General features: G+C 69.1%; 9 protein-coding genes. 2 read left to right on the top strand and 7 right to left on the bottom strand.

Features of this window, described 5'->3' with window-relative positions; all coding sequences use genetic code 11:
• Nucleotide 1 precedes the first annotated feature (1 nt).
• Nucleotides 2-1,318 carry a histidine kinase gene (locus tag APT63_12150; GenBank protein ID AMA46314.1) on the top strand — a complete coding sequence of 439 codons (1,317 nt, stop codon included), beginning with the start codon at nt 2-4 and terminating at the stop codon, nt 1,316-1,318.
• A 205-nt stretch (nt 1,319-1,523) separates the two neighbouring features.
• Nucleotides 1,524-3,086, top strand: coding sequence for a threonine dehydratase (locus tag APT63_12145; GenBank protein AMA46313.1), 1,563 nt, complete (start codon nt 1,524-1,526; stop codon nt 3,084-3,086).
• Nucleotides 3,087-3,981: 895 nt separating this feature from the next.
• Here the strand turns inward: APT63_12145 and APT63_12140 are convergent.
• The 7 genes from APT63_12140 to APT63_12110 all read right to left on the bottom strand — a co-directional run bounded on the left by APT63_12140 (nt 3,982) and on the right by APT63_12110 (nt 15,389).
• Complete coding sequence (locus APT63_12140; GenBank protein AMA46312.1) at nt 3,982-5,172, bottom strand: hypothetical protein; 1,191 nt, start codon at nt 5,170-5,172, stop codon at nt 3,982-3,984.
• 73 nt (nt 5,173-5,245) lie between these two features.
• The gene (locus APT63_12135; protein AMA46311.1) at nt 5,246-9,037 is read right to left on the bottom strand and encodes a hypothetical protein; all 3,792 of its coding nucleotides are present in this window, start codon (nt 9,035-9,037) and stop codon (nt 5,246-5,248) included.
• A 71-nt stretch (nt 9,038-9,108) separates the two neighbouring features.
• Nucleotides 9,109-9,930, bottom strand: coding sequence for a hypothetical protein (locus tag APT63_12130; GenBank protein AMA46310.1), 822 nt, complete (start codon nt 9,928-9,930; stop codon nt 9,109-9,111).
• Nucleotides 9,902-11,074 (bottom strand): cellulose biosynthesis protein, encoded by a 1,173-nt coding sequence (locus APT63_12125; protein ID AMA46309.1) that lies wholly within the window; start codon nt 11,072-11,074, stop codon nt 9,902-9,904. Before APT63_12125 ends, APT63_12130 begins: the two co-directional genes overlap by 29 nt.
• 87 nt (nt 11,075-11,161) lie before the next feature.
• A complete protein-coding gene (locus APT63_12120; GenBank protein ID AMA46308.1) occupies nt 11,162-13,081 on the bottom strand; it encodes a hypothetical protein in 1,920 nt (639 codons plus the stop codon).
• The gene (locus APT63_12115) at nt 13,078-14,382 is read right to left on the bottom strand and encodes a polysaccharide biosynthesis protein (protein AMA46307.1); all 1,305 of its coding nucleotides are present in this window, start codon (nt 14,380-14,382) and stop codon (nt 13,078-13,080) included. The genes APT63_12120 and APT63_12115 overlap by 4 nt, the downstream gene beginning before the upstream one ends.
• On the bottom strand, nt 14,379-15,389 hold the full coding sequence (locus APT63_12110) for a polysaccharide deacetylase (GenBank protein AMA46306.1): 1,011 nt from the start codon (nt 15,387-15,389) through the stop codon (nt 14,379-14,381). Before APT63_12110 ends, APT63_12115 begins: the two co-directional genes overlap by 4 nt.
• Nucleotides 15,390-15,393: the final 4 nt, after the last annotated feature.

Below are 15,393 nucleotides of genomic sequence, written 5' to 3'. Positions count from 1 at the left end.
CATGCTCAAGCTGCTGGTACGGCTGTACCTGTTGATCATCATCGCCTATGCCGGGGCCCTGCTGCTGGTGCCCAAGGCGATCTACGGCACGTTCCAGGCGCGTTTCATGGCCTACAACCTGGAGCAGGCCAAGGGCGTGCAGGCGCTGGTGGTCCGCCAGTTCCAACAGGTGCCCGAAGCCCGCTGGGGCGCGGTCGAGCAGCAACTGGCCGAGGACTTCGCGCCGTTGCAGTTGCAGGTGCTGCGGCGCGATCAGGCGGCGCTTTCGGCAGCCGAGCGTGCGCGGCTGGACCAGGGCCTGTTCACGGTCCGCGTCGGCGAGTGGGGCTACTACGAAACCATCCTGGCGCCCTTGAACGAGACGTGGCTGGTCCGCCTGCATTCACCGCCCGATCCGCTGGACATCAATGTGCTGTCCTGGGGTGTCACGGTGCTGATCGGCGCGGCACTGCTGGGCTGCCTGCTGATCTGGGTCTGGCCGCACTGGCGTGATCTGGAGCGGCTGAAGAACACTGCCCGGCGCCTGGGGCGGGGGGAGCTGGCGGCGCGCACCGGGATCGGCGGGCATTCCAACATTGGTGAGCTGGCCAGCGTGTTCGACACCATGGCCAGCGACCTGGAACGCCACCTGAACCACCAGCGTGAACTGCTCGACGCGGTCTCCCATGAGCTGCGCACGCCCTTGGCGCGGCTGGACTTCGGTCTGGTGCTGCTGTTCGACGAAGTGCCCGCCGGCAGCCGCAAGCGCCTGCTGGACATGGTCGGGCATGTGCGCGAGCTGGATGCGCTGGTGCTGGAGCTGCTGTCCTACAGCCGCCTGCACGACGCCGAGCAGGCGCGCGAACAGGTCGAGGTCGACCTGCCGGCGTTGCTCGACAGCGTGCTCGGGGCGTTTGCCGAGGAACTGGACAACCGAGGTGTGCAGTGGGACGTGCGCCTGGGGGACGACCTGCGCCCCTTCGTGCTCGACCCTCGGCTGACCGCCCGCGCCGTGCAGAACCTGGTGCGCAACGCCATGCGCTACTGTGACCGTTACCTGTGCGTCAGCCTGGTGCTGGAGGCCGATGGCACCTGTCGCCTGACGGTGGAAGATGATGGGATCGGGGTGCCGGTGCAGGAGTGCGAGCGGATCTTCCAGCCGTTCTACCGGCTTGACCGCAGCCGCGATCGCGCCACCGGCGGCTTTGGCCTGGGCCTGGCGATCAGCCGACGGGCGATCGAAAGCCAGGGCGGGACCCTGGACGTCATGCCCTCGGCGCTCGGTGGCGCGTGTTTCCGTATCCGTCTGCCTGCCGCCACGGCAGGCGTCCCACGCTGAGTCGACCGTGCACAGGGTGTTGACGGCCGGGCGTGGCGCAGGCTAACGTCCGACCCCATGAACACCTTCACGCCGTGCCACGCACTCGCCCTGATTATTACCGCCATCATCGAATTGGCGGGCTAGCGCGTACGTGCACCGAACCCGCCCTGGAGGCGGGTTCTTCGACCGACTCCCGGGCCCATGAAACGACCAGGAGTCATCGATGACCTGCTTCGGCACCCCGCCTTCCGTTCCCGATCCCGTCCGCCAGCTGCTGTCGGAGCAGGTCCGCCGCATTCTCGCCGCCCCGGTCTACGACATCGCCCTCGAAACACCGCTGCAGGCTGCTTCGGCGCTGTCGGCGCGTCTGGGCAACCAGGTGCTGCTCAAGCGCGAGGACCTGCAACCGACGTTCTCCTTCAAGATCCGCGGCGCCTACACGCGGCTGGCACGGCTGACGCCTGAGCAACGTGCACGGGGGGTGATCACCGCGTCCGCCGGCAACCATGCCCAGGGGGTGGCGCTGGCAGCCCGGCACCTGGGCATGCAGGCCTGCATCGTCATGCCGACCACCACCCCCGAACTGAAGATCGAAGGCGTGCGCTCGCGGGGCGGGCAGGTGATCCTGCACGGCGACAGTTTCCCCCAGGCCCTGGCCCATGCGCTGGCCCTGGCCCGGCAGCAGGGGGCGACCTTCGTGCCGCCGTTCGACGATCCGGACGTGATCGCCGGGCAGGGCACCGTGGCCATGGAGATTCTGCGTCAGCAGCCCGGTGCGCTGGATGCGATCTTCGTGCCGGTCGGTGGTGGCGGGCTGATCGCCGGGATCGCCGCCTACGTCAAGTACCTGCGCCCGGAGGTCAAGGTCATCGGCGTGGAGCCGCACGATGCCAACTGCCTGCAGGCAGCCTTGGCGGCCGGTGAGCGGGTGATCCTGCCGCAGGTCGGCACGTTCGCCGACGGTGTCGCGGTGGCCCAGGTCGGCGCGCATTGCTTCGACCTGTGTCGGCATTTCGTCGACGAGGTCATCACCGTCGGCAGCGACGAGCTGTGCGCGGCGATCAAGGACATCTACGATGACACCCGTTCGATCACCGAGCCGTCCGGCGCGCTCGCGGTGGCCGGGATCAAGCGCTACGTGGCCCGTGAAGGGGTCCGGGGGCAGACGTTGGTGGCCATCGATTCGGGCGCCAACATCAACTTCGATCGGCTGCGCCACGTGGCCGAACGAGCCGAGCTGGGCGAGCAGCGCGAGGCGGTCATCGCCGTCACCGTACCCGAGCGGCCCGGCAGCTTCCGCGCGTTCTGCCAGGCGCTGGGCAATCGTCAGGTCACCGAATTCAACTACCGCTACCACCCTGGCAAGGACGCGCGCCTGTTCGTCGGTGTCCAGACGCATCCGCAGCGCGATCCGCGCGAACGCCTGATCGAGGCCCTGCGTGGCGAGGGTTACGAAGTCCTGGACCTGACCGACAACGAACTGGCCAAGCTGCATGTGCGCCACACCGTCGGCGGGCATGCCGCGCCCGGTGCGTCCGAGCGCGTGCTGCGCTTCGAGTTTCCCGAGCGGCCCGGGGCGTTGCTGGGGTTCCTGGAGCGCCTGGGCCGACGCTGGAACATCAGCCTGTTCCACTACCGCAACCACGGCGCGGCGCAGGCCCGGGTGTTCGTGGCGCTGGAGGTGCCGGAGGATGAACAGCCGGGCCTGCCGGCAGCCCTGGCAGACATGGGGTACGACTACTGGGATGAGACGGAGAATCCGGCGTACCGGTTGTTTCTGGGGTAGGAGTCGGTATGCGGAGGAGCATTGATGAGGGCGGTTTCAGGGATTCTTCGATCCTCATCGTGTGAGCGCCATTGATCGCAGCGCTGATCTGGCAGATGAAATTGACGGGTTTCATGGGCCCTACGGGCCCAATCGCGGCCGGTCCGGCGCCCCGGCTGGGGCCGCTCCCACAGGTGACCGCGATAGCCTGCAACCCCGAGCGGTGGGGCTACGGGTGTAGGAGCGGCCCCTGCCGGGGCGCCGGACCGGCCGCGATGGGCCGCAAAGCGGCCCTAAAATCGATGAGCAGTAAAGCCCCGGACCCTGCTAGCTATCGCCATGTTCTCTGCGCGACAGCGCGGCGCCAAGGCGACGGGTGGACTCCCACCCAGACCGCTTCAGCCTGTCAGTTCAGTGTCGGCATGGCTGCGCAGGCAGCTTGTGGGAGCGGGCTTGCCCGCGATGCAGGCGACGCCTGACAAGGCCCTATCGCTGGCAAGCCAGCTCCCACCCAGGTCTCGGCAACCTGTCAGTTCAGTGTCGGCATGGCTGCGCAAGCAGCTTGTGGGAGCGGGCTTGCCCGCGATGCAGGCGGCGCCTGACAGGGCCCTATCGCTGGCAAGCCAGCTCCCCCCCAGATCGCTGCAGCCTGTCAGTTCAGTGTGGGCATGGCTGCGCAAGCAGCTTGTGGGAGCGGGCTTGCCCGCGATGCAGGCGACGCCTGACAAGGCCCTATCGCTGGCAAGCCAGCTCCCACCCAAACCGCTGCAGCCTGTTGGTGTAGGCATGGCTGCGCGAGCAGCTTGTGGAGGGCCCCTGCCGTGGCGCCGGACCGGCCGCGATTGGGCCTGCAAGGCCCACAGGATCAGGCACGCTTTTCAGTCAGGTCAATACGACCCGGATAGCCACGCCCGCCTCACCGCTCCCGCATGAAGAACCCCGCCACGAACCGGCGGAACGTCTCCAGGCTCTTGAAATCCGCGTAGCGCTTGAAGTGTTCGCTGTCCGGCTCCGGACCGATGGGCTGCTCCAGCAGCGACACCGACAGCACCCGGTCCCGGTCGGAGGTCAGCACCAGCTCGTCCATCACCGCCGCGCCGATCACCGGGCGGCGCATCTGCACCTTGACGCCCTTGCCCGCCATCCAGTCGATCAGCGACACCAGTGCCTTGAGCGGTTCGCGTTCCTCGTCGCGGTACACCGGGAACAGCTGGCTGCGCGACAGCACCGGCACGCTGGCCACGTGGATCACCTCGTAGTACTGGCTGCCTGGCGTCGCCGGCGAATACACCGCCAGGGCCAGCAAGGGCCCGGCCGTCCGTGCGCCGCCCCAGAACAGGTGATGCCCCTGCACATCGATACCGGCACTGTCACGGGTGGTGAAGACCTTGCGTGCCTTGACCGTGTCGATGCAGTCGAGCAGCAGACCATGCCGCCGTTGGCTGCCGAACACCGTGGCCTCGCGCAACCGCGCCTTGAGCATCATCATGTGCTTCATGTCCAGGCGGGTTTCCAGGTAGTTGCTGGCTGGCACCCGCTCGAGCAGCGGATAGCGCGCCGCCACCCGGCGTAGCTCGGCGAACTGGCCGGTGAGGTCACGCTTGAGGGAGGTGGCGTAGAGGTTCAGGCCACTGGCTTCGATCCAGGTCAGCAGCAACGACAGCAGGCGCTGGGGATCGCGCCGCTCGCCACCCTCGACGCGTGGTCCGGCGCCACTGGCGACGCCGGACCGGTACGGTCCGATCAGCTGCAGCGGCGTGTCCGGTGGCAGCCAGGCGGCCGGCGCCTGGGGCTGCTGCGCACGCTCGGCCTCTTCACGTTCGTCCTTGGTGAACGGGCAACCGACCGCATGATCGGGCGTGCCTGGGTTGTTCTTCAGAAACAGCGTGCCGGTGTGGCCGTTGAGCGTGACATTGAGCACCGGCGCCTCGTCGGGGCGGCAGTCGCAGGCCAGCCACTGACCGGCGCTACGCACCGTCATCAGCAGCTGGTTGGCCTGCAACACCCGCGGCCCGCTCAACGTGGCGGTGGCGAAGCCGGCGAGCAGGTCCTCTTCGGCCAGCGTCAGACTGCGTACCGGGTCGCCGCTTTTCTCGATGATCCGCATGCCATGCTCCGTGCCAGTCGCCAAGGGGTGCACGAAGCTTCCAGCAAAGCCTCCAGGCTTGCAATGGTCGGGTTCAGATCGGTAGCTGCATGATCAGGCCCGCAGGTTGCGCCAGGACCTGAGCACGCAGGGCCGGGTCGGCCTGCAGCCGACGCAGCCGGCGCCACAGTTCGGTTCTTGCCTGCTCGGGATGCCGCAGGAAGAACTCGCTCTCCACCAGCACCCGGAGCGACCGCCTGTAGTCCAGCGGCAGCTCGGTCCAGATCTGCCAGTCCTGGGGCGACGATTCGTCGAGCAAGTCCTCGTACTCGACGTCGGCCACCAGCAGGTCGATGCCTGTGCGGGCATGATAATCGGCGATCTGCAGATGCACGCGAGCGGACAGCCACGGGCTTTCCAGGCGCAGGGCACGACCTGTGTCTTCCGGCAGATCGAGGTCATCGGGCAGGTGGGTGAACTGGTTTTCGCTCAGGTCCAGGGCCAGCGGTTCGTGCAGACTGGCCAGGCCCTCGGGAAGTTGCGTGAGGCTGCACCTGACCAGGTGCAGGCTATGCAGGAGGGGGAGGCGGGTGATGTCGGGCGCATCGATCAGCGGGTTTTCGGACAGGTCCAGCAGCCGCAGGTTCGGGTAGTGGTCCAGGCGTGCCTGGTCCTCGGCGCTCCAGGTGATGCGATTGCCTTGCAGGTCCAGCCAGGCCAGCTCCGTCGGGGTCGCGACCTGCGGCAGGTGGGCCAGCCGACAGTCGGCCAGACGCAGCGTATACAGCCGGGGGAAGCGCGCCAGCAGCGTGGCCGGCAGTCGGGTCAGGGCCCGGTTGCGGCTGAAGTCGAGCTGACGGATGTGGCCGAAGTCGTCTGGCAGGGTGAGCGAGACCAGGTCGGCATCCTCAAGCTCGAGTCCCGCCAGGCTCAACGTGGCCACCTCCTGCCCATCGGCCAGGGGGAGGTCGAGGTCGCCGCGCCAGGCATTGATCAACCTCTGGGCGGCCCGCTGACGGCCTGGCGAAGTGCCGACCCAGTGGGCCAGGTCTTCACGCAACGACTGCAACCGCGCTTCCAGGTGACGCAACTCGACCTCCGGCGTGCGCAGTGCGGCTTGCCAGGCGCGCACTTGCCGTTCGAAGGCATCGTCGGAGACGCGCGGGTAGAGCCGGCGATAACGTTCGCGCAGGGAGGTGCGCAGCGGCGACGCCACCGGGTAGTCGGTCGGCGCGCCGCCGCGCAGTCCGCCGCGCAGGCGAGGCCGCTCCCCGAGCGAGCGGTTCAGGTAGCGGGACAGTGTGGCTCGCGAGACGGTGACCTGCCGGGCGACGGTTTCACGCAGCGCCTCGGCATCGCCCAGGCCAAGCGCCTTGCGCTGCACGGGGGTCAAGGCGTCGAGGGTGGCCAGGCACAGGTCTGCACGGGGTGTCGGAGGCGCAGGACGGTCGCCCCGCCAGGGCTCGTAACCACCAGGGACGCGCAGCAGCACCCGCACCTCGGTGGCCTGCGCACGGCCGGCGCTGGCCAGGGTCGGGCCGTCGGGGCTGGCGTCGCGCAATTCCAGGCGCAGCGGCTCCGGCCAGCGCGGCGAACGCTCCAAGCAGGCGAACAGCAACGTCTCGCTGGCGCGGCTGGCCAGCCGTGGCTTATACAGCCCCTCGAGGGCACGGGTCAGCGGCAACGCGTCGTCGATCTCGCGCACCGTCTGCAGGCAGAACGCTGGCAGCTGGCCGTCCTCGCACCAGGCCTGGCGCTCGGCGCTGCTCAGGCGTCGCAACAGGCGTTCGGCCAGCGGGCGTGACAGGCGTGGGTAGGCTTGGCACAACCGAACCACGGCGGCATCGGCCGGCGCGGCGGCGTGGTAGACCTGTTCGAATGCCGTCGTCCACGCGGCCTGCGGTGCCGTTGCCAGCTGCGCCTGCGCCTGACGCGCCGCGCTCAGGCGATCAAGGCTGTCGAGCAACAGCGCCGGTGCCGGCTCGCCGCGCAGGTAGACCCGGCGCAACTGGGCGGGGTCGACGCCAGCGAAGAGGCTGGCCAGGCGTACCTCGGCCTCGTCGAGCGCCCCGCGGCCTGGCTCGAGACGCTGTACCAGACGCAGCGGCGACCACGCCAGCGGTTGCTCGTGCTCGACCCACCAGGCGCCTTGGCCGTCGTGCTGCATCACCGGGCGATAGGCCTCGGGCCGACCGGGCTTGACGATCCGCCACTGGCCCAGGCGCGCATCCCAGGTCTGCTCGTACACGTGGCCCTCGAGACGCACGAAGACTCGCCCTGCCAGATGGTACTGACCCTGCGTATCGGCCATCAGCGAGTCGGGCAGGCCGACATCGCTGGCATAGCCGTCCAGGTCCGGCAGCCGCAGCCGCAGGCGGCCATCGTCCAGGCGCACCTCGTCCAGCGTCTCCATCAACCGGCTGTTGAACAGCTTCGGGACCACCTGGCCGACCCCGTACAGGCCCGCCATCAGCAGCAGGTTCAGGCCCACCGCCTGGCAGTGGCGCAGGGCCTGTTCCCGGTCACCGATCGTCCAGGCCTCGTAACCTTCGTAGACCTCGTCGAGCAACTGACAGGCGGTGACGGTCAGCAGGCAGGTGCCGACGACCGGGATGAAGAACCCTGCCACGGTCAGCACGTCGAGCCCCAGATGCTCGAGGTCGGCGAGGCGTCGGCGGTGCGCTGCCTCGTCGGCCTGGGCGGTCGGCACGGCGATCTGCCGGGCCTCGTCGTACAGGCGGTGCAGGTGGTCCTGGTGCAGCCAGTCGAACAGGCCTTCATCGAGCAGGTACTGCTGCACCGGCAGGCGATCACCCAGGTTCTGTCGCAGGATGCGGGTGAACGCGGCGCGCTGCGCCAGGGGGACGTAGATCATGAAGGCCGCGCGTTCTCCGGCATCGTCGAGCAGCGCGCCGAGCACGTCACCCAGGCGCGTCGCATCGCCCACGCTGCGCAGGGCCATCGGGCGACCCGGCAGGTACAGCAGCAGGCCGGCGGCGTTCGTGTGCAGCACCACCACTTCATGCAGGTCGATGCCGAACAGGCTCAGTCGCCAGGCCGTGATGGGCGCGCCGGCAAGCCAGCCGGCGATCTCGTCGTGCGTGACGCCGTCGAGCCGATGGCGCAGGTAGGCCAGGTCGCTCGCCACCTGCAGGTGGGCCCGGTGCACGGCCAGGCGCTGCGCGCGCACGCGGGCGCCGTCGTGGGCGGGCTCGAGGTGGGCGCGCAGGTGCGCCTGGTAACGCCCGCCCAGGTCGAGCTGGCGACAGAGGTCGGCGAAGGCGTGAGCGGTCAGGGGCGACGGGTCGACCTGGTAGCGCTCCGACGGCAGGTCGAGCGGTGCGCCGGGCAGGTCCGGGCTGACGAACACCGAGCCCTGGACCGTGATCGGCGTGACCTGGATGGCCTCCCGACGGGCCACCGCCGAGGGCGCGTCGAACACGACGTCGTCGGCAAAATTCTGCAGGGCGGCCTGGAGCAGACCGCAGCGCGTATGGCTGTAGAGGTAGCAGGCGCCTTGCCAGTGCCAGGTCCGGCGCACCTGCAACAGCTGGTAATACTCCAGCGGGCCGGTCAGGCCAGGCACGCCAGCCAGGCGTTCGCGCAGCAACGGTTCGGCGAACGCATTGATCTGCTGCAGCCCCCTGAGGCTGCGCGCCAAGGCCTGCTCGGCCTGACGCCGCACGGCCTGGCTGGCGAGGACCGCCTCGCGCAGGTCGGGGGCGGCGTTGGCGAACCAGGCGGCTTCCTGGCCTGGCAAGCCCTGCTCGGGCGTCTGGCTGTCGAGCAATGCCTGCCACTGCGCGCGACCGGCGTACCGGCTCCAGGCGGGCAGTTGCTGACGGATGAGGTCCTGATGCGGGTTGAGTGCGTCGAGTGAGTGCACGGTAGGGTCTCCTGAAGTGAGGGCGACCCCAGTGAACGGCAGTGCAGACGATGACGTGCAGTGGCTATGCGCTACCCGGCGCTGCCCGAATCGGCCCAGGGGCGTACCGGTTGGCGCACGGGTCGGGTCTTGATGCCAAGCTGGCCATAGCTCAAGGCCGGCACACCGTCCAAGTGGCGGGCGAGTACCTGCGTGAGCGATTCCCCTGGCGCCAGGTATTCATCGCCGATGTCGCCGTGGGCCAGGGCGCTGGGGTGCGCCACCACCTCCAGGATTCCCTGGGCGGGCACGCGGCTCGACGTGAGGTCGGCGGGCGTGCAGACATGGTCGGCGGTCACCCCACAGAGGCGTTTCAGGCGGGCATTGAGCAGCGTCTTGAAGACCCGTTTGACGAGCCCGATGTTGCTGCCGACATTGCGCGCCAGGCGGATCGGCACGCCGCGTTCACGGGCGAAACGGGCGACGATGGCGCCGATCGGCCAGATATTGTGCACGTGCTGGTGCGAGTCGATATGGCTGGGCACCAGGCCCTGGGCCAGGCAGTGCTGCCACTGGGCGTGCAACTCGTCCATGACCGCTGCGCGCTCGCCAGCGCTCAGCCGCAGCGCGCGGCGGGGTACGCACAGGTCCAGCTCGCCGTCCGCCGTGCAGAACCGAGGCTGGTCGAGCAGGGCCCGGCCCAACGGGCGACCGTAGGTCAGGTTGAAGTGCAGCCCGATCCGGTCGCGCAAGGCAGGCTGTTGCGCCAGCACGCAGGCCTCGGCGAAGGCCGGCATGTTGGCCATGGCCGTGGCCGAACTGATCACGCCGCGCTGGAACGCATGCAGGATGATGGCGTTGGTGGGCGCATCGAGCCCGAAGTCGTCAGCGTTGACGATGACCAGAGACGGCATTCGGTTGTTCCTTGGCAAGGGGGGAGGAAGGGGTGGGAACGGGCTGGGCGGCCTGGCGCCGGGCCAGGTGCGGTTTGAGCCAGCGCCAGCCACGCAGGGCACCGCCCAGCAGCAGCCCGTCGAGACGCCAGCTGTAGCAGCTCAGGCGCCACTGATCGACCTGGCCGGTCATGCGTTCGTGCAGTTGGTGACTGGAGTTGGCCAGGCTGACCCGCGAGGCGTCGACCCACTCCCAACCGGCGTCCAGCCCCCAGTGGATGAACTCCTCGAGCAGCACACGGCCGCTGCCCAGGTCACGGTACTCCGGCACGAACGCCAGGTTGTAGTCGTAGACGCGCCCGCGCTCCAGCAATCCCAGCCGGTAGCTGATGCAACGCCCGTCGAGTTCCAGCAGCACCAGGCAGACCAGCCCCTCGCGGGCCAGGGCGGTGAAGGCCTGGTACATCCACTGACGGCGCTGTGCACCGGAGAAGATGCCGACCTCGTCGTCGCCCTTCCAGCTGACCGCTTCGACGGCGCTCACCGCGTCGAGCAGGGCTTCGATGGTCTCCGGGCTGGCGATCACCCGGCGTATGCTGGCGCCGCTGGCCTGGATACGCTTGCGCGCGCGGCGCAGCTTGTAGCGGGGATCGCCGCTGACTTCCTGGCGGTCGGCGTCGCTGATCCGGTGCACCGGCACCTGGCAGGTCAGGCGCCGCTCGAAGGTCGAACTGCGCGCGGCCCAGGTGTCCAGCCAGCTGCGGTGCGGGGTGCCGTCGGGCACTTCGCTCAGGCGCAGCACGGCATGGGGCAGGTGTTTGCGGATCGCTTGCAGCACACGCCCGGCCAAGGCGGGCGGCAGATCGATCAGCAAGGCGATCCGGTCGCTCAAGGGATGCCCCAGGTGCTGCACCACCGGCACCGACAGGGGGCCGGCCCGTTCCTGCTCGCGCACCAGCGGCAGGCACAGGCACAACCGTTCGTGCCAATAACCCAGCAGCACCTGCAGCCGCTGGCCGGGCTGCAGGGCGTCTTCGGCCGCGCGCAGCCAGCCCAGGTGGTTGAACGGGGTGCTGTCAGGCAGGCGTTGACGCAATTGCTCGTACTCGTCGGCCGGAAACGCGGCGTCGTGCAGCGAATCGCACCAAGTCAGTCGCAGGTTCATGTCAAGGCTCCTCGACGGTGGAATGACGGGGCGGGCGTGCGCGCCAAGCCCCCAGGACACAGGCCGGCAGCGCGCCGGTATTGAACGTCATGGTGCGCTCCAGGACAGCGCGAACACGGTCTGCGCAGGCAACTCGAAACGCAGTCGATCGTGCTCGCAGCGCGGCGTGGCCTCGCGCACCTGGGCATCGGCGCCGAACAGCGCCAGGCGTGCGGCGGGGCACCCCAGCGCCGCCAGGCTGATCCGCTGCAAACGTTCGGCCTTGTTCACGCCCAGCACCGTGCGCTGCTGGTCGCGGGCCATGGCCAGGGCGTCGACTTCGAAGGCATCGTTGTCCAGCGCCATCACCTGGTCGAGCCAGTGACGGGCGATGAACTGCTGGACCTGGCCCACGGGCTTGAGGCTGACCCCCGCAGGCGAGCGGACGGCCAGCATGCCCTTCGGCCAGCCAGGTTCGTCGGCCAGGTGAAACCAGTTGAGCATGTCCAGCAGGCCGTCGGCCGAGGCGTTGATCACCACCGAGGTCCACCAGAGCGCCGCGTACTGGGTGTTCTGGTCGTACGGGCTGAGGCTCGCACCACTGGAGATGTTGGTCTGGTCGAGCAGCAGCGCCTTGCGCGGACGCCCCTGGGCGTCCCGCCCGACCAGGTCGGCGGCCTGCTGGACGCTGTCCCGGTAGCGCCGTGTGGCCAGCAGGTCGCGCACCATCCATTCGTGCCAGGCCAGCGCGTCGATGCGGGCCTCGTGGGCCGCCAGCAGCCGACGTGCCCAGTCGATGCCGCGACGTGTCCGCGCCTGCTCGACGAAGGGGCCGTCCAGCAGCCGCGAGGAGGCGGGCATGGCGATGCGCACCCCGGCGTCGCGCGCACCCGGGCTCTGCTGCACGCGCTCGGCCAGGGTCTGGAAATACGCCTCGAAGGCTTCGAAGCTGCGGTAGTTGAGGTTCGGCTCGTCGGCGAAGGCCAGGTAGTGCAGGCCACCGCCGCCGCGCGCACGGGTGGCGGCCAGCCAGGCGTCCAGGCCGGCCAGGGTGGTGCGATCGGCCGACAGCTCGGCCACCCGGCCACGGGCAGCGAGCAGGGTGATGTCGTGCCGGATGCCGAAGCGTTTGAGGTAGAGGTCGCGCCAGCGGTCCTCGTAGTGGGGCCGCTCGGCCATGATGTCGACCAGGCTGTAGAAGCCGCCCGCGGTCGGCGCCAGGGCGTCGATCGCCGCATGCGCCACCGGCGGCAAGGGTTCATAGGGCAGGGCGACGCCCAGGTCCGGCGTATGGCCCAGCACGGTGCCGCGCCAGGTCAGGTTCACCTCGCCGTCGGCAGGCGCGGGCGGCTGGGCGCGGGTCGCCGCGGCTTCAGGGGTCTGGGCGAACAGGTTGTCGCTGCCGTCGAGCCAGAACGCCGTCTTGCCCTGGCCGATCACCGTCAGGCGCCAGGTTTCGTCACGCGTGCTGGTCGGCAGGGGCACCTGGTCGAACTGCCAGTAGCGCGAGTAGGTGTTGAGCCACAGGCGCAGGCTGCGTCCGTCGCTCAAGCGCTCGGCCAGAATGGCCCGGGCACCGCCGTGGTACTTGCCGCCCAGCACGGCCTGCTGGCCGGCGGCGACCTGGGTGTACCAGACCGGTGCGCTGCGGGTGTCCAGGCTGAAGTGCACCTTGGCCGGCGCCAGCTGCGCCACGGTGCTGTCGTCATGGCTGATCTGGTAGCGGCGGAAACTGTAGCCAGGCACCTCCAGGCGGTAAGGTCCCTGGCCGGGGGTGATCGGCCAGCTCAGCTCGCCACGTGGCTGGTCGGCGGCGATGTCCTGCTGGGCCACCAGCCGACCGCGGCCGTCGAGCAGGTACAGCTGCTCGGCGTTGGCACGGGCCTGCCAGGCCGGGCGCCAGGCGATGCGCAGGGTATCGGCGCGGCTTGGCGTCAGGTACAGGCTGGCGTCGCGCACCCCGTCCCAGGTCAGCGCCTGGGCACTGACCGGCAGGGCCAGCAGGCAGGCCAGCAGCCACGTCCTCATGCCGGGCGTCCTTGCAGCATCTGCCGCAGCGGCGCGTAGTCGCTCGGCAGCACGATCAGGGTCTGCCACACCGGCACCTTGCCCAGGCGGCAGTAGACCAGCAGCATCCAGCCGGTCACCAGCAGGTAGCACGCCGAGGTGGCGATGGCCGCGCCGAGGATGCCGTAGGCCGGGATCAGGATGACGTTGAGCAGCAGGTTGAGCACTGCCGCCGTGCCCATGATCAGCGACACCGTGCCGGGCTTGTCCTTGCCCAGCAGGTCCAGGCGCAGGATGCTCGTGTAGCACATGGCGAACATGCCCGGCAGCAGCGCCAGCAGGGCCGGGTAGGCCGGTTCGAACTCGGCACCGAACAGCGTGACGATCAGCCACTTGCCGATCAGCGCCATGCTCAGGCAGGCCCCGAGCATCACCGTACCGGTCAGGCGCAGGGCGATCGGCGTCAGCTTGCGCATGCTCTCGTCCTGTTGCAGCAGGCGCTTCATCAGCGGCGTGGTGACCGCCTCGGGCACGATCAGCAACAGCTCGGCGGCGGCGCTGGCCATGGCGTAGTGACCCACGGCGGTGCTGCCGATCAGGGCGCCGATGAACAGGTAGTCCGAGCGCAGGATGATCTGCTGGAAGATCACGTCCGGGTGGCTGCGGGCGCTGTAGGTCAGCAGTTCGCGCTGGCCGGCGCGGTCCCAGCACAGGCGCAGCGAGTGCGACCGGGACAACCACCACAGCCCCAGGGCCAGCACCACCGCCAGGCCCATCAGCCAACTGATCAGCGCCGCTTCCAGGGCCTGGCCGCCCCACATCCAGAACATCGCCAAAAACAGCAGCAGCGGGGCCAGCGATTCGGTCAGGCGCAAGGCGTTGAAGGCATCGACGTTGCCGCTGGCGTTGTGCAGGTTGAGCAGGCCGCTCTTGAGCACGGTCATCGGCACAGCGATCAGCAGCAGCCAGGCCAGCAGGCCCAGTTGCAGGGTGACTTCCAGGTCGGTGGCGAACTCGCGCACCAGGGCCACGCAGAACAGCGTGAGCAACAGGGCCAGCAGGCACCCGTAGACCAGCACCTGGGTCAGCAGCAGGCCCATCGAGCGCTGTTTGGCCGCCTGGTAGCTGACGGCGCTGTTGAGCCCGCCGCTGGTGATGGCGCTGATCATTTCCGGCAGCGAGCTGAGCAGGGCGAACAGGCCGCGCTCGCTCGGGCCGAGGATCCGGGCCAGAAGAATGTTGCGCAATAGACGCAGCGCGATCATCGCCAGCTTGGTGCCGACGCTCAGCACCAGATGACGCACATAACTGTTACCGCTCATGGCCGGTTCCCTCGACTGATGCGCCAGGCCAGCAACGCTGGACGACTGGCATTGTGCTGACTGACCCCGATGCGTGGCAGCGCCAGCGGGTCGTCATGGGCCTGGCAGACGCCGATGCGCGTGCTCAAGGCCCAGGGGTAGGCGTGTCCGGCGACATGGGCGCGGACCCGCGCGTCATGGTCGCCATTGGGGTAGCAATACACCGGCAGCGGGGCCTGGCAGCCGGCGCGCAGGGCGTCGTGACTGCGGCGCAGCTCCTCGTCCAGCGCAGCGTCGTCGAGCAGCGGCAGCAGGGCATGGCTGGCGCCGTGGGGGCCGAAGCGCACCAACCCGGAATCCTCCATTTCCCGCACCTGCTCCCAGTCCATGGCCTGGGGCAGGGACTCGGGCGGGCAGACGTCGGTCAGCAGGTGCAAGGCCTGCGGGCTGAGGGTCTTGAGGCTTTGCAGGTAGCGCGCGAGCAACAGGCTGCGTGCGGCCGGCTGGGCGTACAGAAAGTAGTTCACCGGCAAGGGCCGGCCGAGCTGACGCAGCTGTTCGATCAACCGATAGCGCGGCGCTTCGCCGTGGCTGCCCCACAGCGTCTCGCCAACGCTTTCCCACCAGAACCGCTGGCGGCTGCCGATGTAGTCGGTGGACAGGAAGATGCTCGCCGGCACTTGGTGCTTGACCAGCAGCGGGAAGGCATTGGAGGCGTTGTCGCGCCAGCCGTCGTCGAAGGTCAGCGCCACCCGCGGACGGGCCGGGCGGTCGGCCTGGCCATGCCCTTGCAGCAGGTCCATCAGGCTGACGCAGTCGAAGTGGCGCGACAGCCAGCCGAGCAGCCCATCGAAGGTGGCCTGGCCGATGCACAGCTCGTTGCGGTGCGGCAGGGCGGCACTGGCATCGTCGGGCAGCACCCGGTGCAGCATGAGGATCACGCCATTGTGCTGCAGTGTCTTGCGGCCGGACGGAGAATGGAAATACAACCATCCGCTGGCCTGTTTGAGCAACGTCTTGAGCGGCATGTCC

Origin of the sequence: Pseudomonas monteilii (genome assembly GCA_001534745.1) — a bacterium.
Taxonomy (GTDB): domain Bacteria; phylum Pseudomonadota; class Gammaproteobacteria; order Pseudomonadales; family Pseudomonadaceae; genus Aquipseudomonas; species Aquipseudomonas alabamensis.
The sequence above is the reverse complement of the archived record's forward strand: the minus strand, read 5'-3'. Positions and strand labels throughout refer to the sequence as shown.

Coding starts and splice junctions, on each gene's coding strand:
- APT63_12150 (AMA46314.1), top strand. CDS start 2: ATGCTCAAGCTGCTGGTACGGCTGTACCTGTTGATCATCATCGCCTAT.
- APT63_12145 (AMA46313.1), top strand. CDS start 1,524: ATGACCTGCTTCGGCACCCCGCCTTCCGTTCCCGATCCCGTCCGCCAG.
- APT63_12140 (AMA46312.1), bottom strand. CDS start 5,172: ATGCGGATCATCGAGAAAAGCGGCGACCCGGTACGCAGTCTGACGCTG.
- APT63_12130 (AMA46310.1), bottom strand. CDS start 9,930: ATGCCGTCTCTGGTCATCGTCAACGCTGACGACTTCGGGCTCGATGCG.
- APT63_12125 (AMA46309.1), bottom strand. CDS start 11,074: ATGAACCTGCGACTGACTTGGTGCGATTCGCTGCACGACGCCGCGTTT.
- APT63_12120 (AMA46308.1), bottom strand. CDS start 13,081: ATGAGGACGTGGCTGCTGGCCTGCCTGCTGGCCCTGCCGGTCAGTGCC.
- APT63_12115 (AMA46307.1), bottom strand. CDS start 14,382: ATGAGCGGTAACAGTTATGTGCGTCATCTGGTGCTGAGCGTCGGCACC.
- APT63_12110 (AMA46306.1), bottom strand. CDS start 15,389: ATGCCGCTCAAGACGTTGCTCAAACAGGCCAGCGGATGGTTGTATTTC.